Genomic DNA, 21,824 nt, shown 5'->3' with positions numbered 1-21,824 from the left:
GCATCTCTACCGGGATAGGCGGCGTGGTATACCAGCATGGAAACATCAGGGCGCCGGGAAAATGAAACGAATCGGTGCGTAGCTAAAATTGCATTTAAAATCAAAACCACACCTTAGCGCTTGGTGTCGTAAAGCGAGACAGTCAACTTGCTTTAGAGGTCTGCAGTGATTTTCTTGTATTTTCTCGTTATTGGTCTGATCATCGGCATTATTGTGTACATTAAGGAGCGTAGCGTGGAGTGGGCGGTAGGTGGCGGCATCGCGGCCACCGTGTTGTCGTGGCTGGCCTCCGTCGTATTGCGATTTCTGTTCTTCTAGGAAACAGACGATTGGTGGCGGGAGAAGTATTTTTATCCCGCCACCACGACCGCTAATGAAGCAGCGCTGCGATCAGAACAACAATCCGAAGCGCGGCCTTCAAATCAACGTCGAGCTCTAGCTTGAAGCGCATGGCTCATCTCTCCTTCAAAACATAGAAGCGCTACAGCGCACACTGAATAGGAAAAAAAAGCCCCGACAGTGCGGGTAAGAGCCACGGTTACGGCCGTGTCACGAGCGCCCTAGTACGACCGGCGGCGTCGATCGCCCTTAAACGGATGGCAGCTCCGGATCGCCCGTTAACGGTCGGCGGCACCTCGAGCCTGCAGAATCAGGCATCGCTATATTAACGATCCGACTGGTTGCCTGCAGGATGTTATCATTCGCAGCCGCCAGCCGCCGATCCGGCCGCAGCTGGTAGAATTCCAACCAGGTGAGCCGACGACCGCGAAGAGCGCGATCCGGAAATAGTTCGACGTTGGTCATGGTGCTTCCTCCATATCCTCGTCCTCGTAGGCGGTCCCGATTTTGAGAGACCAGCCGCTCCGTGGCGTATTGGCGACAATATCCACGAATCGCGGAAAGCCCCTAGGGCCCGTCTGCGAGAGCACCCAAGGCTTCGAGCAAGACACGAACTGTTTCCGTTGATCATGAGGTCAACCTTGCAACCAACAAGATCCTGGGCGTCGTTTGCCTCGACCAGCTCAACCGCTTCCAAGACTTTCCGCAGGTCTTGCTGACCGCGCTCCTGCTCCCGAATGTCGGGGCTTTCGTACATTATGAAATGCTCGATCTCCTTACCGTCTTGTGTTCGGTAGTAGATGGTGAGCGACTTCCCGCCGTCTTCTTCAAAAGTGTAGTCATCTACTCTCTCGATCACGCCCAAAGCGGGCTCATCGGGAGACGCAGAGAAGTCAGGTGCTTTGTTTTCGGGGATGTCCTCTATTGCTGCTTTGGAGCCGGTTTCCTTTTTGGCCATCTTCTCTTTTGCAGCGTATCCGGCGGGTGGATCGCATTCGAATTCCTCCCTCTCAATCCATTTCGCTAACGAGTAACGGGGAGCGTTTGGCTTGGCTTGTTCCGCCCAACGTGCCTGCCAAGCTGAGGCCGAATTAAGCATTCGAGCATGAAGGTCACCGTCCGGTGATAGCTTGCGATAGGCAGCCTTCGCGTCTGCCTTCCTTTGCTTGTAGCCATATGCCTGCCAAAGTTCCTCGAAGTCATCTTTCGCCGTTTCCGCCTTGGCGGCCGATAGGCCAGCCATAGGCGCGGCGAAATCATTCTCTCTTTCAGGTAACTCGGCCTGTAGGCCGGTTACTGTAAGAGATGTTTTGGTATCATGAGCAATACCTCTAGGCGGCGCAGCGGTATTGTCAGCAACACCGCATGAGGTATCGGACGCAATACCGCTAGATGAGAAATCGAAATTTAGGCCGTATTCAGTTGGCCTCGTGCCAGACCCTTCGCGGACAATCGAGAACGCTCCGTGCTCGGTGAGGCGGCGGGTCGACGCGATAATGTTTGGGCGCGTGGCGTCGGTCCTGTCCTCCAGATATCGGAGGCTGGCTCGGGAGTTTTCGTAGCGGCTGAAGTAGCACTCGATAATCACAGCAGCGACCTTGTGATCGAGCCGAGTTGCCCAGTCAGTGTGGATAATGGCGAGCAGGAGGTGGTGCTGTAGAAGCAAACCGTCATTTTTATCGGCCATGCTGCTCTCCGACAGTCTGGCGCCATTCGTCGCCACGCTCGAGGCACGGAACGTACATCGCCAGTCCGTCGGGCGTGCGGCCAACCTCCTTGATGAAACCGGCACTGATTACGCCCTTGATTGTCTTCCACATAGTCTTTCGGCCTACGCCGTAGGTCCTCGCCAGGGTGTTGGTACGCAGAATGCAATAGCCGTTCTTTGCCCAGTCATCGACTACGATCGCTGGAATTCGAAAACCGTGCCGACTGTCGCGAGTGCCATAGGCGGCTGCAGTAACGTAGTCGAACATTCTGCGGACTTGCTGTTCTGGTATGGGTTGCATCTCAATCCTTTCTATGGAGAGATCAGCGACCGCCATCTCCGGCGTGATCTTTCTGAACTTCCGGCTCGATGTCGCCATCGGCTCCGGCTTGACGTCGTCACCGTTGAACCACTTCGAATACTTGGTCTGGGCAACCTGGGCGTCGGAGGAACTTGCAGCCACTGAAAGCGATGTTTGGGCAATCTTTGCAACATCCTCGCCAAAGCGGTTGCCATACTGAAGCTTCGAAATCGCGTTCATAGTGTCCTCGGTTTATTTGCATCTGTGTCGACTGGAAACCTACAAACGACCTCTTAACGCGAAAGCTGATTTCGAACCGTAGATCTACCCTTGCTTAAATTTTAACGAGATGGTCTGGCCGGTAGATAATGCAGCCATCCGCCCGCAAAAATCCGCGGCTCCGACGCCAGCCTCCTCCCTACCCCCGCATGATCGGCTTGCCGTAGCTTCTCAAGAATTCCGCGCATGTCAGATCATCATAATAGGCGCGATTCACGGTCGCCACGTCCACGCCGCCCATCGAAGTCAGCACATCCGTCTCGATGATCTTCTTGTTGGGAGCGGAGATTCCCAAGGTCGTTCCGAAAATATTCCTAAGCCCGGCCTCCTTCACGGTCATGAGCTGCATGTTCATTTCGCCATAAGAAAACCCGAGATAGACGACGACCTCGGCCTCGGCGATCTGCCGGTGCAGGCGGTCCATCATGTCGTCATCGTCCACCCGCTCGGTAAAGGTGCGGATCTGCTCGGCCAGATGCGGCAGGTCTGCTCCGTGAAAATCATGGCCGAAATCCATCATCGAGGATGCGGAGGCCGGCTGCCAGGGAAGCCTGCCGACCTGTCCGTAGGGATGCTCGATCTGCAGAGATTGCGCGATGATCCCCTCCGCCTCGTACAAGGGAATACGGTAGTAGTTGCTGATGGCGTGGGCGAGATAATGCTCGATGCACCGGTCGTAGTTGAACGTGATGAAGGACACGTTCTTGAAAATGCCTTCGAGCTTTTCTCTTTGCACGCCTTCGTGGAGCATCTGGAAAAAGACGCTGAACCATGTGTGCTTGATGGGTTCGAAGCTGAACGCCTCGTTCTTCGATCCGTCGACCTTCAGAAGACAGCTCGCCTCCGCCTCCAGAATGCTGGCGGCGATGCCCAGTTTGCCCATCTGAACCACGAGACGATCGCTCGAATGCGTATGAAGATAGTTGTCGATCGAGATCGCCTGCGACATCGCGCCTGAAATGGCTCTTCCGGCAGCATAGTGCGGGTTGGAATCCGCCCCATCTCCCACAATCGCCTTCACCGCCGCCGAGATGCGTTTGTCGCCTTTGGACATCGTCCATCCGTCGTCAAACCGGATGTCGAGTTTCTTGGCGATGTTGACCATCAAGTCCGTACCGACGGGAAAGTTCACTTCCCGGCTTGCGCCCGCACCGACGATGAAAACCGTTCGACGTGTGAACATTCAGAGCTTCTCCCACAATGCGGTAAGAACTGATGAGATGCCACGCTATGCTTGATTATGGTCGCGAGACCGGACTGCCCTGCAGGATCGTCCAACTATTCCAGCGCCACGATGATCGCGGCCACGCCAAGGACTTCAACCCAAAGTTTGCCGCTGCGGATTGCCAAGTCCCAAGCGGAGAGAGGATACAGATTACCCAATCGCGCCGGCCTCGCCAAGTCGCGATGCAGCGCTTTCTACCTTTCCGCGTGGCAAGACGCGACCGAATATTGATCGCGCCACCCGCCCTCGCCCTGCTGCCGACGTTAGGCCTGCCCCACCGCCTCAGCCACAGCGATCTCCGCCATCTTCAGCGCCGCTTCGCGGCTCTTCGCCGCCGCGATGAAGCGGCCGTTGTGGCAGAAGCTGGCGCCTTTAACGCCGGAGGCGGCTTCGAGGTCGCCGTTGGTGAGGCCAGCCCAGGCGGCCGGCAGGTCGGCGCGCAGCGCAAAGCCCTCTTCCTCGCGGCGAATGCCGGTCACGCACCAGTCCTTGTCGCGCGGATGAACGACGAAGAGCAGGTGGTCGGCGCCGGCCTTCATGATGGCGGGGCGGAAGGGCATGCCCATCGGCAGTTCCAGCACGCGGTTCTCGCCGGCAGCGACGATCGCCTTGTGCACCAGCGCCTCGGCCCTGCGCTTCGCGGCACTCTTGCCGATCCGGGCCTCGACGAAACTGCGGGCAATGGCAAGTGCGGCATGAAATGCACGGTCGTCGGCGCCGGGATCGGTCTCGTCGAAGACGGGCTTCAGCGTTTCCAGAAGTGCCGGCAGCGTCAGCCCGGCCAGCGGGCCGGAGGGGCTGAGCGCGCCATTGTCGGTGAGATCGATCGGCAGCACGAAGCTGCCGTCGAAGGAGGCGTGGATATCCTCGATGTCTGCCTCTGGAACACCCGATGCGGCGAGATAGTCGCGCCCGAAATGCTTCCAGATCAGGCCGAACGAGCTGTAGGGCTGGCCGTCGTCACGCAGCGGCGCGCCGCGCTGGTGATGGTCGAAGATACCAGCGTCCGCATCATAGGCGCCGCCGACATCGTAGATGATCCTGTCGGGACCGGGCGTGATCCATTCCGGCGCACGGCTGCGCGTGATGCGCGCCTCGGGAAAAAGCCGGGTCAGGATGACGGTGGAGAGCAGTTCGTCGGCATGGAAGCCACCGGAATGCGTGACGAGAAATTCTGGAATCATGTAGCGGCGCCCTCTTGTCTGCGGATCATCCGCACATGCAGGCACCAGATAGCTGTTGGCGCAAATCACCTCAACCCGCAGGCGCAGCATTTTCTCCCACTGATGCTGCACCGCATCATCCAATTGGGTGTATTGTTAGCGGCCGTCGGCTATGTGCTTGAACATAGCTGAAGGTTAACGTTTGCTTTCATACGAAGCTTCTGAATATCACGAAACGGTGAACTTTAGGCTTGCCATGGAGGGAAAGCCGCGCAACTATCTCCTGTGATAGCATGATAGTGACGGGAACCACACATGCCTAAGACTGGAATAATAGCAGTATCCGGGACATCCATGTCCCGTCAGTGCATCTTTACAGCCGATGACGGCGGCGGAAAAATCCGCGGCTGTCCGCGCTTTCTCGGAATGATTTTCGGAAAGCCGAGCGTACGCCTTTCCGACACGTCGAACGGCAGATGGGTCTCCATCGAGCTCAGCAAGGTCGATAAGCGCGGCAACGCGACCTTTCGCTGGATCTAACCTCAGACCTTCATTGATGTTCGACGCCCCGTGGAGATGGGACGTCTGAAACCTTCGAGGGAACAAAATCCGCATTCCGACCGTTGAAGCGGCATTGCCGCAATTGCGGCTTGGAGGGGCGCCAAGGCGCCGGCATCGGATGGCGCGTCAGACCTATTGGAAGGGTTATCTCAAGCTGTCGCTCGTGACCGCGTCAGTATCGCTGACGCCGGCGACCACGGATAGTAACCAGCTGCGGTTTCATGTGCTGAATCGCAAGACCAAAAATCGCGTCGAAAGCCGCTACGTCGACAGCGTCACCCACAAGCCGATCTCGGACAAGGACCAGGTCAAGGGCTATCCGCGCGGCGAGGACGATTACGTCATCCTCGAGGACGACGAGATCAGCGAGGTCGGGCTGGAAAGCACGCGCACCATCGATATATCGAGCTTCGTGCCGCGCGGCTCGGTCGATTGGATCTGGTACGACAAGCCGCATTTCCTGGCGCCGGAAGACAAGGTCGGCGTCGAGGCCTTCTGCGTCATCCGCGAGGCGATGAAGGCAAACGATGTCGTCGGCATCGCACGCCTCGTGCTTTACCGCCGCGAGCGCGCCGTGCTGCTCGAGCCGCAGGGCAAGGGCATCGTGCTCTGGACACTGCATTTCGGCGACGAGGTCCGCGAGCCGGCCGGAACGGTCGATCTTGCCGCCAAAGCGGATCAGAAGGTGATGGCGCTGATGAGCAAGCTGGTGAAGGACCGCACCGAGGAGTGGAAGCCCTCAATGGTCACCGATCCCGTGCAGAAGCGCATAAGAGCGATGATCCGCGCCAAGCAGAAGAGCCTTCCGAAGCCCGTGGCGCCGACGAAGCGCCCGCCGGTCAAATCCACCGGCAACGTCGTCAATATCATGGATGCGCTGAAGAAGAGCATCGCCAAGGATGGCGGACGGCCGAAGCACTAGCTCGGCGCATATGCCAGGCCATCCTCACTTGCGCTTTTCAAGCGGCGCGGCGGCCTGGAAGAAATCCACCCAGGGATCACTGGCCAGCGAATTCATCCGCGATGGCGTGTTGTCGACCGTGAAATAGGCCGGGCCGATCTCCTCTGTCAGCTCGCTCCAATCGAGCGGCATCGATACGGCAGCGCCCGGTCGGGCGCGGGTCGAATAGGCGGCGACGGCGGTGTTGCCGCGACCGTTGCGGAGGTAATCGATGAAGATCTTGCCGTTGCGTTTCGCCTTGGTGGCGGTCGCCAGATATTTGTCCGGTTGATCTTTCGTCATCGCATCCGCCAAGTTCTTGGCGAAGGCCTTGACCTGCACCCACCCGGCCTTGGGCTTCAGCGGCGTCACCACATGGAGACCTTTGCCGCCGGAGGTCTTGACGAAGGCCGCAAGCCCCGCAGCCTCGAGCCGTTGCTTGAGTTCCTGGGCTGCCGCGATCACCTCGGCCCAGGCGACATCGTCGGCCGGATCGAGATCCATGGTGATCGTGTCGGGCTTCTCGAAGCTCGCGGTCGTCGCCCCCCAGGGGTGTATCTCCAGCACCGCCGATTGCACGAGCGCGACGAGCCCATCGAAGTCACCGATCCGCAGCAGCTTTTCGCCACCCCTGTCCTTCGGGTCCGCAATCTCCTCGATATGGGCGTTCATCCCCTTCCAGGCATGCTTCTGGAAGAAGCGCTGGTGCCCGGCAATACCGTCAGGGCAGCGCAGCAGCGCCAGCGGGCGATTGACAACGAATGGCTCCATGAAGCGCCACACCTGCGCGTAATAATCCGCAAGTCCCTGCTTGGTGACGCCCTCGTCCGACCAGTAGATGCGATCGGGATGAGTGAGCGTGACGCTCGATTGCGGCGCCGGCTCGGCCTTGCTCTTCTCGGTCTCGCGCATCACATCCCCCGCCGCCTTGTCCTCGCGCAGCCCGCGAAATGCGGCATGCCGCAGATTGCCGTCCGCAGACCATGCCTGAAACTCCACATCCGCCACAAGCTTCGGCTTGACGTGGACAAGCCCGCGCCGCGCCTCGGCCGAAAGCGCATCGTCGAAGGGGGTCTTCGTCTGCCGGTCCTCGGAAAGACGATCGTGCAGCATCTTGGCCGTCGCGACCGAAAATCCGGTGCCGACACGCCCGACATACTGCAACTTGCCGCCCTTGTAGTAGCCCATGGCCAGCGAACCGATGGCATCCTTCGTCGCTGTCGAGGGCACGAAGCCGCCGATCACGAACTCCTGCCGTTTCGAACATTTGGACTTCACCCACTCGCCCATGCGTCCCGAGCTGTAGGCGCTGTCGCCACGCTTGGAGATCACGCCCTCCAGCCCGAGCCCGCAGGCATGGTCGAGCACCAGAGACCCCTTCTCCGTGAAATGGCTGCTGTAGCGCAGCGTCGGATCGTCAGGCGAGAGAAGCGTTTCCAGCAAGGCCTTGCGCGAGAGCAGCGACACCTCGCGCATGTCATGCCCATCGAGATGCAACAGATCGAAGGCGTAGAACACGAAACGGTCCTTGCGCCCTTCGCTCAGATCGCTCTGCAGTGCGGAGAAATCCGAAGCGCCATTGTCGCGCTCGACCACCACTTCGCCGTCGATCAAGGCGGATTGCACCGGCAGCTCCGAGAATGCCCTCGCAAGCATCTCGCCGAACCGCTCCGTCCAGTCCAGGCCCGTGCGGGTCAGCATCGTCACCTTGCCGTGGTCTATCTTGATCTGCAGCCGGTAGCCGTCGAACTTGATCTCGTGCACCCACTCGTCGCCGGCAGGCGGTTTCGGCTTCAGCTTGGCAAGCGCCGGCTCGATGAAATCAGGCAGAGCACCCTTGACCGCGCCATCCGGCCATTGGCGCGAAGCCGCCTTGGCCTTCCCTGCCTTCGGTCGGGGAGCGGACGCCTTGGCACCATTCGCGCTCCCCGCCCCCTTGGGCCGCGAGTGCCACGCGGCATCCGGGTTCTTGGCCACCTCTTCGATCTTGCGGCCGGTCTTCGCCGATTCGGGCCGCAGCTTCAGGATGTCGCCCTTGGCGCGCGCCTCCTCGTCCTCGGCCTTGATCAGCAGCCAGTTCTCCCTGGTTTCGCCGGGCTTGCCGTGCATCCGCACCAGATGCCAGCGACCCCTCAGCTTGTCGCCATCGAGGTCGAATTCCATGTGGCCCTTCTTGTAGGCCTTGTGCATGTCACCATGCGGTGTCCATGTGCCGCGATCCCAGACGATGACGGTGCCGCCGCCATATTCGCCCTTCGGAATGATGCCCTCGAAGTCGCCATAGTCGAGCGGGTGGTCTTCCACATGCACCGCCAGACGCTTGTCGTCAGGGTTGAGGCTCGGCCCGCGCGTCACCGCCCAGCTCTTCAGCACCCCGTCCATTTCCAGCCGGAAATCATAATGCAGCCGCGTCGCGTCGTGTTTCTGGATCACGAAGCTCAGCGCGTTGCTGTCGCGCGCAGCACTGGCCTGCTTTCCGCCCCGCGGCTCCGGCGTCCGCTTGAAATCGCGCTTGGCGTGATAGGTCTCGAGCGCCATGGTCAGCTCGCCTTCTTCGATCCGCCGTTACCGCGCGCAGTACTCTTGGCAGCGGTCTTCCCCGCTGCTTTCCCGCTCGCCTTGCCGCTCATCTTCGCGCTTTCGCGCAGCGCTTCCATCAGGTCGATCACCTTGCCCTTCGGCTCGGCCTTGCGCTTGGGCAGCGCCCTGCCCTCGATCTTTGCCTGCACCAGTTCAGCGAGCGCCGCCTCATAGCGATCCTCATAGTCCCGGGGATTGAAGCTGCCCTTCTTGGTGCCGATGATATGGCCGGCGAGCTCGATCATTTCCTTGTCGAACTTGATGTCGGGAATATCCTTGAACACCGTCTCGGCGTTGCGCACCTCGTAATCGTAGTTCAGCGTGGTCGCGACGATGCAGTCGTCCTGCGGCCTGATGAGCACCGTCCGCGTCTTGCGAAACAGAACGGCTTCCCCGAGTGCGGCAACCTTCTGGTCGCGCATCGCCCGCGCGATCAGCGCCAGCGCCTCCTCGTCGTCCTCGCTGACCGGCGCCAGATAATAGGGCCGGTCGAAATAGAGCTTGTTGATCTCGTCATAGGGAACGAACCCTTGCACCGTCAGAAGCTTGTCGCTCTCGGGCGCGAACGCGGCGAGCTCCTCGCCCTCGATCATCACATAGTCGCCGCTATCCAGCCGGTAGCCCTTCACCTGATCGTCGCGCTCCACCGGCTTTCCTGTCTCGCTGTCGACGAACTGCCTCTCGACGCGATGGCCGGTCTTGCGATTGATGATGTTGAAGGAGATGCGGTCGGCAACCGATACCGCGGTATAGAGCCCCACGGCACAGACGAGATCGCCCACCTTCAGATGCCCCTTCCAGCTTGCCCGCGCTGCCATCTCTATTCCTCCCGCCCTTTGTTGCGCCGCCGCTGATCAAGCGCCACGATCTTCTCCACCGAAGCGATATCCTCGCTGGTGACAACAGGAACCGGATCGCCGGCGATCGCCTCCAGCACCTCGCTCGATAGCGCGCCATGGCGGATCACCCATTCCAGGGTCTCACGGGTCTCTCGTTCGGCCTTCAGCTGCGCGTAGAGCGCGATGATCAGCCGATCGCGCGCATCGAAATGGCTGCGTTTCTGCTCGGTCTTGCGGACATGCGTCATCGAAACCTGCCTCCCTTGCCGATTGGAGCAGAAACAACGCAGTAGTCGGAAAGTTCCCTGCATCCCTGACATGCCAACTGTCGCAAATCTGAGACAGGTCCGATCCGCGCCGTGAAATCCAAGCAAACGCTCACATTGCCGCGAGTTGCCAAGAACATTAGTTTTCGTCACACTCCTGTCGATGATCTGTGGTGGTAGGAGCTGCAGCTCTTTGATGGGAGGAACCCCGATGCACGAACACTCTGCCCATGCGGAGCATGTCTATACGTGCACGCAGCGCGATTCAGCCGCGGCAAGTTCTTCGGTGGTCGCCTCCTGGCGCCGCTGCATCGCCATGCACCAGCTGGCGCCGGAAGAGCGGCGCACCCCGCTCCGCCTCATGGACCAGGAGTTCAAACGGGCCCGCGAACAATCCGAGCAGCTGATCGCCAACGCCACCGACGAGCTCGACCGCCTGTTCACCACCGCTGGAAAAGCCGGCTGCTGCCTGCTACTGACCGACCGCGACGGCATCGCGCTCGAACGCCGCGGCGCGATCGGTGACGACAAGGAGTTTCACGATCTCGGCCTCTGGACCGGCTCGGTCTGGACTGAAGCCAGCATCGGCACCAACGGGATCGGCACGGCACTGGCCGACGAACGCTCGGTTTCAATCTTCCGCGACCAGCACTTCTTCTGCTCCAACATCAAGCTCAGCTGCACGACCTCGCCGATCCGCGATCATCGCGGGCAGCTCGCGGCCGCGCTCGACATCTCCACCTGCCGCGAGGACGTCAACGAAATGACGCTCGGCATTCTCGCGCAGATGGTGCGTGACGCCGCCATGCGCATCGAGATCAACCTCTTCCGCAGCGCCTATGCCGGCGCCCGCTTCGTGATGGTGCCCGCAGGCGCCAACCCGGCGGCCGCCCTTCTTGCCGTCGATCGCCACGACCTCGTTCTCGGCGCCACCCGCGCCGCGCGCCTGGCGCTGAAGCTCGACGACCGCAGCATCGCCGCCGGCATTCCAGCCGCCGATGCCCTGCACGAAACCCGCATGTCCGACGACGAAGACCTGATCGAGGCCGAACGCGCGGCATTGTTGAGGGCTCTGACGCGCTCCAGCGGCAACGTCTCGCAGGCGGCGATCGCGCTCGGCATGAGCCGCGCCACGCTGCATCGCAAGATGAAGAAGCTCAATCTGCATTGACCCTATTGTAGGCAGCACTGATGTAGCAGCGATGCGACACTGTGCGCTGCGGTATCGCTCGGTGGCGCTGTATCTCGACACAAAAGGCGCGCAGATTTCCTCCCACGGGTTCACGTCCGAACCTGGCTCATCTCAAGGGAGGATGACATGCTGCATCAGAAAATCGTCGAGTCGCCGTTCAAGCTGAAATACGGGAACTATATCGGCGGCGAATGGCGCGAGCCGATCGAAGGCAAGTATTTCGACAACATCACCCCGGTCACCGGCGGCAAGCTCTGCGAAATTCCCCGCTCCAGCGAAAAGGACATCAACGCAGCGCTTGATGCCGCCCATGCCGCCAAGGACAAGTGGGCTCGCACCTCGGTCACCGAGCGCGCCAATATCCTGATGAAGATCGCCCAGCGGATGGAGGACAAGCTGGAAGTTCTGGCGCAGGCCGAGACCTGGGACAATGGCAAGCCGATCCGCGAGACCATGGCCGCCGATATTCCGCTCGCCATCGACCACTTCCGCTACTTCGCCTCCTGCGTACGTGCCCAGGAAGGCTCGATCGGCGAGATCGACAACGACACCGTCGCCTATCACTTCCATGAACCGCTCGGCGTCGTCGGCCAGATCATTCCCTGGAACTTCCCGATCCTGATGGCCGCCTGGAAACTGGCGCCCGCTCTTGCCGCCGGCAACTGCGTCGTCATCAAGCCGGCTGAACAGACCCCTGCCTCGCTGCTTGTCTGGGCCGAGATCATCGGCGACCTGCTACCACCAGGCGTTCTCAACATCGTCAACGGTTTCGGCCTCGAAGCCGGCAAGCCGCTGGCATCCAGCCCGCGCATCGCCAAGATCGCCTTTACCGGCGAAACGACGACAGGCCGGCTGATCATGCAATATGCCAGCCAGAACCTGATCCCTGTCACGCTCGAACTCGGCGGCAAGTCGCCGAACATCTTCTTTGCCGACGTGGCCGACGAGGACGACGACTTCTTCGACAAGGCGCTTGAAGGCTTTGCGATGTTCGCGCTCAACCAGGGCGAGGTCTRCACATGCCCGAGCCGCGCGCTGGTGCATGAAAAGATCTACGACCGCTTCATGGAACGCGCCGTCAAGCGCGTCGAAGCCATCGTGCAGGGCAACCCGCTCGATAGTGCCACGATGATCGGCGCCCAGGCCTCCAACGAGCAGATGGAGAAGATCCTCGCCTATCTCGACATCGGCAAGCAGGAAGGCGCAAAAGTGCTGACCGGCGGTTCACGCAACGACCTCGGCGGCGAACTGGCGAGCGGCTATTACATCAAGCCGACGATCTTCGCCGGCCACAACAAGATGCGCGTGTTCCAGGAAGAGATCTTCGGCCCGGTCGTCTCAGTCACCACCTTCAAGGACGAAGCCGAAGCACTGTCAATCGCCAACGACACGCTCTACGGCCTCGGCGCAGGTGTCTGGACCCGCAACGGCAACCGCGCCTATCGCTTCGGCCGTGAAATCCAGGCCGGCCGCGTMTGGACCAAYTGCTAYCACGCCTACCCGGCSCACGCSGCSTTCGGCGGCTACAARCARTCMGGCATCGGCCGCGAGAMCCACAAGATGATGCTCGACCACTACCAGCAGACCAAGAACMTGCTGGTCAGCTACAGCGAAAAGAAGCTCGGTTTCTTCTGAGCCTTTTCGACGGCAGGGAGGGCATCCGCAACACCCCTCCCAAACCCCTCCCTGAAAAGGGAGGGGATTTTCGTGTGAGGGAACGATATCATCTGGGAGCGGGACCATTTGGGAGGAAACAATGGACACCACAGTCAACGGAGAACCCCGCGTTCTCGCAACCGACGCCGCCGTCGCCCTGATCGACGAGATCAGGCATGATTATCCAGACATCCTCTTCCATCAGTCCGGCGGCTGCTGCGACGGCTCGTCGCCCATGTGCTATCCGGCCGACGATTTCATTATCGGCGACCATGACGTAAAGCTTGGCGAAATATCAGGCGTGCCTGTTTACATCAGCGCCAGCCAGTTCGAAGCCTGGAAGCACACGCAGCTGATCATCGACGTGGTCGCCGGTCGCGGCGGAATGTTCTCGCTGGATAACGGCCGGGAAAAGCGCTTCCTCACCCGCTCGCGCATGTTCGGCGGTGGCGAGGCCTGCGCGATCCCGGGCGTGGAGAGAGCGGTCTAGTGCTTGCGCACCTTGCCAGTCGGAATTGCGGACGAGGTGACCGAAACCGGATCGCTTGCCGGAAAGCTGTCCTCCAGCCCCTGCGCCAGCTGATCTTCCATCTCGTCCACATCGCCCGCTGCCCGAGCGCTCGGTTGCGCCGCGCCGGTTTCCACGCTCGAAAGCGCGGCGGTCTCATCGAAAGACGCCAACTCGCCCATGACCGCCTTGGCCCTATCGATCGCATTGTTCGACGTCAGTGTCCGATCCATGTCCTTGCGCAACAGCACGGACACGACCTCGCCGCCCTTACCGACGAACTCGACCGTAAATCCTCGTTTCCCGCCCTGCTCCGGAATGACCTGCGTGCCGATGACCTGCATGAAAGTTCTCCTTTGCATATCTCAGGAGACAACGGTGGCCATCGGACAAAGTTCCGCTAACGGCCAGCGCCAACGCGCGGCCAAAAAAAAGCCACCGCTCGTGACGGTGGCCGTAGTCATGAAGGTCTTCAAAACCTCCAGAGGGGAACAGTTGCGTCATCGACCAGCGGGCCGGCCGACTGCATAAGCAACTATAGGTAATATTAGGTCTCCATCGTAAAAATTCAATCAATTGGCAGCTGAATTTATCGAGGGACGTAAATCAAATTTCCAGATCCGCCCGGAAACGAAGGATAATTTACCACTCTCAGGTTGCAACCCAGGAAACGAACGCTCGGTACCTGCGTCGCCCGTGAAAATCAGCGCTGCACCGGCGCCGTCGATTCGCGCAGGATGAGCTCGACCGGCCACAGCTCGTGGATGTCGAGCGGCGAGCGCCCGGATACCAGCTGCAGCACCAGATCCGCGCATCGCGTGCCCGCCGCGCGCATCGACGAGCGCGTCGCCGACAGCGAGGGCGCCATGTTGTCGGCCGTCAGATAGGGAAACACATCGTCATGGGCGATGACGGAAACCTCGCGGCCGACCTGCAACCCGAGCGAGCGAACCGCGCGATAGACACCAAGCGCCGTCATCATCGAGCCGGCGACGATCGCGGTCGGCGGATTGGACTGTTCCAGCAGCGAGCGCGCGAAGCGAAAGCCGAGCTCGTCGGTGAAATTGCCGCTGGCGATCAACTGGGGATCGAGTTCGATACCCCGGCTCTGCAGCGCCTCGCGGTAGCCCTTGTCGCGATGCAGCGCATAGGTCGCGCCCGGACGACCATTAATCATCGCGATCCTGGTATGGCCGAGATCGATGAGATGCGAGGTCGCGCGGCGCACAGCACCTTCGTTGTCGATGTCGAGCCAGGCGTGCGGCACGTCGATATCCGATCGGCCGTGAACCAGAAACGGCATGCCAAGCTTGTGCAGCAGCGCGATACGCTCGTCGTTCGGCCGCGGCGAATGCACGATGATCGCATCGACCCGCTGGCTTTCCACCAGACGCCGGTAGAGCTGCATCTCGTCGTTATGATCGGGATCGGCCATCGGAATGACGAGAATATCGGTGTCCTCGGTCAACAACCTCTCGGCCATGCCCGCCATGAACTCGGCGAAGTGAAACTCACCCGCCCGCCCCATCACCACGCCGATCGCGCCTGCCCGTCCGGTCTTCAATCTGACGGCATTGACGTTCGGCCGGTAGCCGAGCCGAACCGCCTCCTCCGCCACGCGCGCGCGGGTCACTTCGCTCACCTCGGGATAGCCGCTCAGCGCGCGGCTGACCGTCGTCGGCGACAATCCCAGCTGTTTTGCGAACTCTCTAAGCTTCATGCACCGACACGTCTTTCATCGCCCGCTATTAGACCCCTCACACACCCTATAAGCCAATCCGTCGATATTTGGCACAAAAACCGCAGATCAGCCAAACCGATTTCAATGTTCAATCACAATCGACGTGCCGCGCCCGATGTTCTCCACATCCGCGCGGCGTTACAATCCGTTGTTTTAACAGAGAAAATCACCATTTTCAGCCGGTCCAAGCCAACGCCAAACTACCCGCTTGACTTGATATCGAGCTTCTGACAATTTTTTCCAACCAAATCGTTTTCAAATTTGAGAGCGCAATGGTTCTTTTTGGGAGGAAGATCATGAAGTTTCGTTTCACGACGGCCGTCATCGCGGCCGCGCTCATCGGCGTGGCCATGCCGTCCTACGCCGCCAACATCAGCATCTCTGCAAGCTCCACCGGTAAAAACCTCGACCTGTTCCGCAAGCAGCTCGACGCCTTCGAGAAGGCGACCGGCAACAAGGTCAGCATCGTCACCATGCCGTCCTCGTCCACCGAGCAGTTCTCGCAGTACCGCCTGTGGCTTGCCGCCGGCAACAAGGACGTCGACGTCTACCAGACCGACGTGATCTGGGCGCCGCAGCTGGCCGACCAGTTCCTCGATCTGAAGGATGCCGCCAAGGACGTCGTGGGTGACTTCTTCCCCTCGATCATCCAGTCGCAGACCGTTAACGGCCGCCTCGTCGCCATGCCGCTCTACACCGACGCACCCGCCCTCTTCTACCGCAAGGACTTGCTCGACAAATACGGCAAGCAGCCGCCGAAGACCTGGGACGAGATGGCGGCGACCGCCAAGGAAATCCAGGACAAGGAGCGCGAAGCCGGCCAGAAGGACCTCTGGGGCTACGTCTTCCAGGGCAACGCCTATGAAGGCCTGACCTGCAACGCTCTGGAATGGATCAAGTCCTCCGGCGGCGGCCAGATCATCGAGACCGACGGCACCATCTCGATCAACAACGAGAAGGCCGCTGCCGCCATCGAGCGCGCCAAGGGCTGGGTCGGCACGATCTCGCCGGGCGGCGTGCTCGCCTACCAGGAAGAAGAATCACGCGGTGTCTGGCAGACCGGCAACGCCGTCTTCATGCGCAACTGGCCTTACGCCTATGCACTCGGCAACGGCCCTGACAGCGCCGTGAAGGGCAAGTTCGACGTCACCACGCTGCCGGCCGCTGCCGATGGCGACAAGCCGTCCTCGACGCTCGGCGGCTGGAACCTCGCCGTCTCCAAGTATTCGCAGAACCCCGAGGTCGCGATCGAGCTCGTCAAGTTCCTGACGTCCAAGGAAAGCCAGAAGCAGCGCGCCATCGAGCTCTCCAACCTGCCGACGCTGTCTGCCCTCTACGACGACAAGGACATCGCAGCAGCAGCCCCCTTCATGCCGAACTGGAAGCCGATCTTCGAAAACGCCGTGCCGCGCCCCTCGGCTTCGGCCAAGGTCAAGTACAACGAGGTCTCCGCCAAGTTCTGGACCGCCGTCCACAACACGCTGTCGGGCAATGGCACGGCCGCTGAAAACCTCGAGCTTCTCGAAGCCGACCTGACGTCGCTCAAGGGCGACAACTGGTAATCCATCGATGCGCCGGCGGCGGGCTATCCGCTGCCGGCGCTCCGAAGGACGCCGCCGTCAATCGTCTCAGGAAGCGGGTATCCCATGAGTGAAGTTGCAGTTTCTGAAGGCCTGAAAGCGCAGACGCGCGCCAGGGCCACCTCGTCGGACCTGAAGGCCGACCGCGTCCGTTCCGCCTGGATGTTCCTGGCGCCGACGCTGTTCATCCTCGCCGTCGTCGCCGGCTGGCCGCTGTTTCGCACCATCTATTTCAGCTTCACCAACGCCTCGCTCACCAGTCTCGGCGACGCCAAGTTCGTCGGCTTCGACAATTATCTCTCCTGGATCACGCTGAAGAGCGGCCGCACGGTCTACAAGGGCCTGCTCGCCGATCCCGCCTGGTGGAACGCGGTGTGGAACACGATGAAATTCACCGTGCTTTCCGTGCTGATCGAAACAGCCCTCGGCCTTATCGTCGCGCTTGTGCTGAACGCCCAGTTCGTCGGCCGCGGCATCGTGCGCGCCGCAATCCTCATCCCTTGGGCGATCCCGACCATCGTCTCTGCCAAGATGTGGGCCTGGATGCTCAACGACCAGTTCGGCATCCTGAACGACCTCTTCATGGCGCTCGGCCTGATCAGCCAGAAGATCGCCTGGACCGCCAATCCTGAAACCGCGATGATCGCCGTCCTGATCGTCGACGTCTGGAAGACCACGCCCTTCATGGCGCTTCTCATCCTTGCCGGCCTGCAGATGGTGCCCGGCGATATCTACGAGGCCGCCAAGATCGACGGGATCAATCCGGTCAAGGTCTTCTGGCGCCTGACGCTGCCGCTGATCCGCCCCGCGATCATGGTCGCTGTCATCTTCCGTATGCTCGACGCAATGCGCATCTTCGACCTGATCTACGTGCTGACGCCGAACAACGCGCAGACCAAGACCATGTCGGTCATGGCGAGAGAAAACCTCTTCGACTTCGACAAGTTCGCCTATGGCGCAACCGCCTCGACGGTCCTCTTCCTGCTCATCGCCACCGTCACCGTGCTCTACATGTGGCTCGGCCGCGTCAACCTCGGCGGGAGTGAACGCTGATGCTTCTCACAGCCACCAAGAACACCCTTTTCTATCTCCTCGTCGGCGTCATCGTCATCATGGCGGTCTTCCCCTTTTACTATGCGATCCTGACCAGCTTCAAATCGGGCACGGCGCTGTTCGCAATAGAATACTGGCCGACCTCGATCTCGTTTGCGAACTACGCCAACGTGCTGACGACGGGCAGCTTCATCCACAGCCTCGGCAATTCGCTGCTGGTCGCCGTCTGCGTCGTCGCCGCCTCGCTGCTGCTCGCCGTTACCGCATCCTATGCTCTCGCCCGCGTGCATTTCCGCGGCCGCGCGCTTCTGATGCTGACGATCCTGTCGGTCTCGATGTTCCCGCAGATCGCCGTTCTCGCCGGCCTGTTCGAGCTGATCCGCTGGATCGGCATCTTCAACACGCCGTTTGCGCTGATCTTCTCCTACATGATCTTCACCCTGCCCTTCACGGTCTGGGTTCTGACCACCTTCATGCGCGATCTGCCCATCGAAATCGAGGAAGCGGCGATCGTCGATGGCGCCTCTCCCTGGGTCATCATCACGCAGGTTTTCATGCCGCTGATGTGGCCGGCTTTGGTCACGACCGGGCTGCTCGCCTTCATTACGGCCTGGAACGAATTCCTTTTCGCCCTAACCTTTACGTCTTCGGACGCGCAGCGAACCGTGCCGGTCGCAATCGCCCTTCTGTCGGGCGGGAGCCAGTTCGAGATTCCGTGGGGCAACATCATGGCGGCATCCGTCATCGTCACGGTCCCTGTCGTTGTCCTGGTGCTCATATTCCAGCGCCGGATCATTTCCGGCCTCACCGCCGGCGGCGTCAAAGGTTGAAGAAAGCACGATATGGCACAGATTAGACTCGACAATATCAGGAAGAGCTTCGGCGCTCTCGAAGTCATCAAGGGCGTCACCATGGATATCCGCAAGGGTGAATTCATGGTCTTCGTCGGCCCGTCCGGCTGCGGCAAGTCCACGCTTCTGCGGTTGATTTCCGGCCTGGAGGACATCTCGGAGGGCACGCTCTCCTTCGATGGGCAGGCAGTGAACCAGCTCTCGCCCTCCAAGCGCGGCATCGCCATGGTCTTCCAGTCCTACGCGCTCTATCCGCACATGACCGTCTTCGACAACATGGCCTTCGGCATGAAACTGTCGGGCCGCACGAAGGAAGAATGCAAGGCCCGCGTCGAACAGGCCGCCGGCATGCTGCAGCTCTCGCCCTATCTGGAGCGCCTGCCCCGCCAGCTCTCCGGCGGCCAGCGCCAGCGCGTCGCGATCGGCCGCGCCATCGTCCGCGATCCCAAGGTCTTCCTCTTCGATGAGCCGCTGTCGAACCTGGACGCCGCACTGCGCGTCGCCACAAGGCTGGAGATCGCCAAGCTTCACCGCAGCATGCACGACACGACGATGATCTACGTCACCCACGACCAGGTCGAGGCGATGACGCTCGCCGACCGCATCTGCGTGCTGCGCGATGGTGTCGTCGAGCAGATCGGCACGCCGCTGGAGCTGTATGAGACCCCGAATTCCATCTTCGTCGCCGGCTTCATCGGCTCGCCGAAGATGAACTTCCTCACCGGCGAACACGCAAGCCCCTACAACGCCCACACCATCGGGGTGCGCGCCGAACACATCGAGATCACCAACCGGGAACCCGCCTGGAAGGGCACGGTGATCCACTCCGAAATCCTCGGTTCCGACAGCTTCGTCTATCTCGACATCGGCACGCCGGAACCGCTGGTCGTTCGCGAAACCGGCGTTTCGCGCCACCAGCCCGGCGACAATCTCGGCGTCTCGCCCGTTGCCGGTGCCATCCACCGTTTCGATCCATCCGGACGCGCGCTCGAAAGGATTCCCTTGAAGGGCGCGGCCTGAAACCAACCCAAACAACCGGATCCCGGCCGCTTCCCAACGGTTTCGATCCACCACGCGCATGAAGGAGCATGACTTTGGCTATTCGCACCATCGTATGGGGTGAAAACATCCATGAAAACACCAACGAGATCGTCCGCGGCATCTATCCAGATGGCATGCACACGACGATCGCCAACGCGCTGAACACCGATCCAGCAATCAGCGCCACGACCGCCACGCTGCAGGAGCCGGAACACGGCCTCACCGAAGCCCGCCTCGCCGAGACTGACGTCTTGACCTGGTGGGGCCACAAGGACCACGGCGCCGTCTCCGATGTCGTCGTCGAGCGCGTCGCCAAGCGCGTCTGGGAAGGCATGGGCCTGCTTGTCCTGCATTCCGGCCACTTCTCGAAGATCTTCAAGCGCCTGATGGGCACGCCCTGCGCGCTGAAGTGGCGCGAGGCCGGCGAGCGCGAGCGTCTGTGGACCATCAACCAGCGCCACCCGATCGCGGCCGGCATCGGCGAGAACTTCGTGCTGGAGAACGAAGAGATGTACGGCGAGCAGTTCTCCGTTCCGGAGCCGCTCGAAACGGTGTTCATCTCCTGGTTCCAGGGCGGCGAAGTCTTCCGCTCCGGCCTCACCTGGCGCCGCGGTGCCGGCAACATCTTCTATTTCCGCCCGGGCCACGAGACCTATCCGACCTACCACGATGCCAACGTCCAGAAGGTGCTGATCAACGGCGTCAAATGGGCCTATAATCCTGAGGGCGACCTGAAGAGCATCACCGATGCCCCGAATGTCCCGGTCGAGAAGGCGCTGGAGCCGATCACCGAACGCGGCCCAAGACTGCACCAGGCCGGCGAAGCCGGTTACCGCTGAGGAGAACAGCAATGCGTCTACTCGTTCTTGGCACAGGCGTCATGGCCAAAAACCAGGTCGCCAACTTTCTCGCCATCGATGGCGTCGAGGTTGTCGGCGCCGTCGATACGGATCTCGCACGGCTGACCGAATTCGCCGATCACTTCCACATCGAAAAGCGCTTCCGCACGCTGGAAGAAGCGATCGATTGGGGCGAATTCGACAGCGCCACCAACGTCACGCCTGACCGCATCCACTATGCGACCAGCCTGGCGCTGATCGCCGCCGGCAAGCACGTCTTCTGCGAAAAGCCGCTAGCCGAGCATTACGACCACGCTCTGGAGATGACGGAAGCAGCCGAAGCCGCCGGCGTCATCAACATGGTCAACCTCACCTACCGCAACGTCGCGCCCCTGCAGCGCGCCCGCGAAATGGTACTGGCCGGCGAGCTCGGCACCATCAGGCACGTCGAGGCGTCCTATCTCCAGAGCTGGCTCGTTTCCCGCGCCTGGGGCGACTGGCGCACGGAATCGCGCTGGCTTTGGCGTCTTTCGACCGGCCACGGCTCCAATGGCGTGCTCGGCGACGTCGGCATCCACATCCTCGACTTCGCGGCCTATGGCGCGGCGACCGATATCGATCACGTCTTCGCCCGCCTGAAAACCTTCAACAAGGCGCCGGGCGGCCAGATCGGCGAATATCTGCTGGATGCCAACGACAGCTTCACCATGTCTGTCGACTTCACCAACGGCGCGCTCGGCGTCATCCACGCCACGCGCTGGGCCACCGGCCACCTCAACGAGCTGAAGCTGCGCATCTACGGCGAAAAGGGCAGTCTTGAGGTCACCCATCGCCCTGATGGCTCCGACCTGCGCGGCTGCTTCGGCGACGACATCGAAAGCGCCACCTGGCGCGACATCGAGGTGCCGCCGGTCTTGACCAACTATCAGCGCTTCGCCGAAGCCGTGCGCACCGGCAAGCAGGACGACCCCACCTTCCGCCACGCCGCCAACCTGCAGAAGGTCATCGACCTCGCCATCGTCTCCGAACGCGAACGCCGAGAGCTCAACCTCCTGGCCGCCCAGGAACAGGACAGCGCCCCCGACAAGCGCATCCCGCCGCTGACGGTGGTGGTGTAAGGGGTGATGGAGAATGCAGGGCCCGCGAAAGCGGGCCTTGCTGC

General features: G+C 61.0%; 19 protein-coding genes. 10 read left to right on the top strand and 9 right to left on the bottom strand.

Going from position 1 to position 21,824, the window contains the following annotated elements; translation table 11 throughout:
• Nucleotides 1-697: 697 nt before the first annotated feature.
• The 4 genes from AC1DOG_RS01495 to AC1DOG_RS01480 form a co-directional block, all read right to left on the bottom strand.
• A complete protein-coding gene (locus tag AC1DOG_RS01495; protein ID WP_477926550.1) occupies nucleotides 698-2,026 on the bottom strand; it encodes a hypothetical protein in 1,329 nt (442 codons plus the stop codon).
• The gene (locus AC1DOG_RS01490) at nucleotides 2,016-2,588 is read right to left on the bottom strand and encodes a hypothetical protein (RefSeq protein WP_477926549.1); all 573 of its coding nucleotides are present in this window, start codon (nucleotides 2,586-2,588) and stop codon (nucleotides 2,016-2,018) included. Before AC1DOG_RS01490 ends, AC1DOG_RS01495 begins: the two co-directional genes overlap by 11 nt.
• A 178-nt stretch (nucleotides 2,589-2,766) precedes the next feature.
• Nucleotides 2,767-3,810, bottom strand: a complete 1,044-nt coding sequence (locus AC1DOG_RS01485; protein WP_477926548.1) for a hypothetical protein — start codon at nucleotides 3,808-3,810, stop codon at nucleotides 2,767-2,769.
• Nucleotides 3,811-4,115: 305 nt separating this feature from the next.
• Nucleotides 4,116-5,036 (bottom strand): MYG1 family protein, encoded by a 921-nt coding sequence (locus AC1DOG_RS01480; protein WP_477926547.1) that lies wholly within the window; start codon nucleotides 5,034-5,036, stop codon nucleotides 4,116-4,118.
• A 658-nt stretch (nucleotides 5,037-5,694) separates the two neighbouring features.
• On the opposite strand from AC1DOG_RS01480, the gene ku (AC1DOG_RS01475) reads away from it, so the two are divergent.
• Nucleotides 5,695-6,498, top strand: coding sequence for a non-homologous end joining protein Ku (gene ku / locus AC1DOG_RS01475; RefSeq protein ID WP_477926546.1), 804 nt, complete (start codon nucleotides 5,695-5,697; stop codon nucleotides 6,496-6,498).
• A 24-nt stretch (nucleotides 6,499-6,522) separates the two neighbouring features.
• Here the strand turns inward: ku (AC1DOG_RS01475) and ligD are convergent, their stop codons facing one another.
• Genes ligD through AC1DOG_RS01460 form a run of 3 tightly spaced genes read right to left on the bottom strand, consistent with a single transcriptional unit; the run spans nucleotide 6,523 to nucleotide 10,183 of the window.
• Nucleotides 6,523-9,054, bottom strand: a complete 2,532-nt coding sequence (gene ligD, locus AC1DOG_RS01470; protein WP_477926545.1) for a DNA ligase D — start codon at nucleotides 9,052-9,054, stop codon at nucleotides 6,523-6,525.
• Between the two features lie 2 nt (nucleotides 9,055-9,056).
• Nucleotides 9,057-9,914: a non-homologous end joining protein Ku gene (ku, locus tag AC1DOG_RS01465; RefSeq protein ID WP_477926544.1), complete on the bottom strand. Its 858-nt coding sequence runs from the start codon at nucleotides 9,912-9,914 to the stop codon at nucleotides 9,057-9,059.
• A gap of 2 nt (nucleotides 9,915-9,916) precedes the next feature.
• Nucleotides 9,917-10,183, bottom strand: coding sequence for a hypothetical protein (locus AC1DOG_RS01460; protein WP_018897494.1), 267 nt, complete (start codon nucleotides 10,181-10,183; stop codon nucleotides 9,917-9,919).
• Between the two features lie 229 nt (nucleotides 10,184-10,412).
• Here AC1DOG_RS01460 and AC1DOG_RS01455 point away from each other — a divergent pair, with 229 nt between their 5' ends.
• The 3 genes from AC1DOG_RS01455 to AC1DOG_RS01445 all read left to right on the top strand — a co-directional run bounded on the left by AC1DOG_RS01455 (nucleotide 10,413) and on the right by AC1DOG_RS01445 (nucleotide 13,539).
• Nucleotides 10,413-11,372: a helix-turn-helix domain-containing protein gene (locus AC1DOG_RS01455; protein ID WP_111562157.1), complete on the top strand. Its 960-nt coding sequence runs from the start codon at nucleotides 10,413-10,415 to the stop codon at nucleotides 11,370-11,372.
• A gap of 147 nt (nucleotides 11,373-11,519) precedes the next feature.
• On the top strand, nucleotides 11,520-13,028 hold the full coding sequence (adh, locus tag AC1DOG_RS01450; protein ID WP_477926543.1) for an aldehyde dehydrogenase: 1,509 nt from the start codon (nucleotides 11,520-11,522) through the stop codon (nucleotides 13,026-13,028).
• Between the two features lie 121 nt (nucleotides 13,029-13,149).
• Nucleotides 13,150-13,539: a DUF779 domain-containing protein gene (locus AC1DOG_RS01445; RefSeq protein WP_477926542.1), complete on the top strand. Its 390-nt coding sequence runs from the start codon at nucleotides 13,150-13,152 to the stop codon at nucleotides 13,537-13,539.
• Here AC1DOG_RS01445 and AC1DOG_RS01440 read toward each other — a convergent pair.
• The gene (locus AC1DOG_RS01440) at nucleotides 13,536-13,901 is read right to left on the bottom strand and encodes a hypothetical protein (RefSeq protein ID WP_209234922.1); all 366 of its coding nucleotides are present in this window, start codon (nucleotides 13,899-13,901) and stop codon (nucleotides 13,536-13,538) included. The genes AC1DOG_RS01445 and AC1DOG_RS01440 overlap by 4 nt on opposite strands.
• A gap of 359 nt (nucleotides 13,902-14,260) precedes the next feature.
• Nucleotides 14,261-15,277 carry a substrate-binding domain-containing protein gene (locus tag AC1DOG_RS01435; RefSeq protein ID WP_018897489.1) on the bottom strand — a complete coding sequence of 339 codons (1,017 nt, stop codon included), beginning with the start codon at nucleotides 15,275-15,277 and terminating at the stop codon, nucleotides 14,261-14,263.
• A 317-nt stretch (nucleotides 15,278-15,594) separates the two neighbouring features.
• Between AC1DOG_RS01435 and AC1DOG_RS01430 the strand changes: the two genes are divergently transcribed.
• From AC1DOG_RS01430 to AC1DOG_RS01405, 6 genes are all read left to right on the top strand, one after another.
• Nucleotides 15,595-16,860 carry an ABC transporter substrate-binding protein gene (locus AC1DOG_RS01430; RefSeq protein ID WP_111562262.1) on the top strand — a complete coding sequence of 422 codons (1,266 nt, stop codon included), beginning with the start codon at nucleotides 15,595-15,597 and terminating at the stop codon, nucleotides 16,858-16,860.
• 84 nt (nucleotides 16,861-16,944) lie between these two features.
• A complete protein-coding gene (locus AC1DOG_RS01425) occupies nucleotides 16,945-17,931 on the top strand; it encodes a carbohydrate ABC transporter permease (RefSeq protein ID WP_477926541.1) in 987 nt (328 codons plus the stop codon).
• Nucleotides 17,931-18,761: a carbohydrate ABC transporter permease gene (locus AC1DOG_RS01420; protein ID WP_477926540.1), complete on the top strand. Its 831-nt coding sequence runs from the start codon at nucleotides 17,931-17,933 to the stop codon at nucleotides 18,759-18,761. The genes AC1DOG_RS01425 and AC1DOG_RS01420 overlap by 1 nt, the downstream gene beginning before the upstream one ends.
• Nucleotides 18,762-18,773: 12 nt before the next feature.
• Nucleotides 18,774-19,802, top strand: coding sequence for an ABC transporter ATP-binding protein (locus tag AC1DOG_RS01415; RefSeq protein ID WP_289726851.1), 1,029 nt, complete (start codon nucleotides 18,774-18,776; stop codon nucleotides 19,800-19,802).
• A 74-nt stretch (nucleotides 19,803-19,876) separates the two neighbouring features.
• Nucleotides 19,877-20,662, top strand: a complete 786-nt coding sequence (locus tag AC1DOG_RS01410) for a ThuA domain-containing protein (RefSeq protein ID WP_112822199.1) — start codon at nucleotides 19,877-19,879, stop codon at nucleotides 20,660-20,662.
• A gap of 11 nt (nucleotides 20,663-20,673) precedes the next feature.
• A complete protein-coding gene (locus AC1DOG_RS01405) occupies nucleotides 20,674-21,780 on the top strand; it encodes a Gfo/Idh/MocA family protein (RefSeq protein ID WP_477926539.1) in 1,107 nt (368 codons plus the stop codon).
• Nucleotides 21,781-21,824 lie beyond the last annotated feature (44 nt).

The sequence above is a fragment of the Rhizobium sp. 01N48 genome, assembly GCF_056399145.1.
This window is presented reverse-complemented; position numbering and strand designations above follow the sequence as displayed.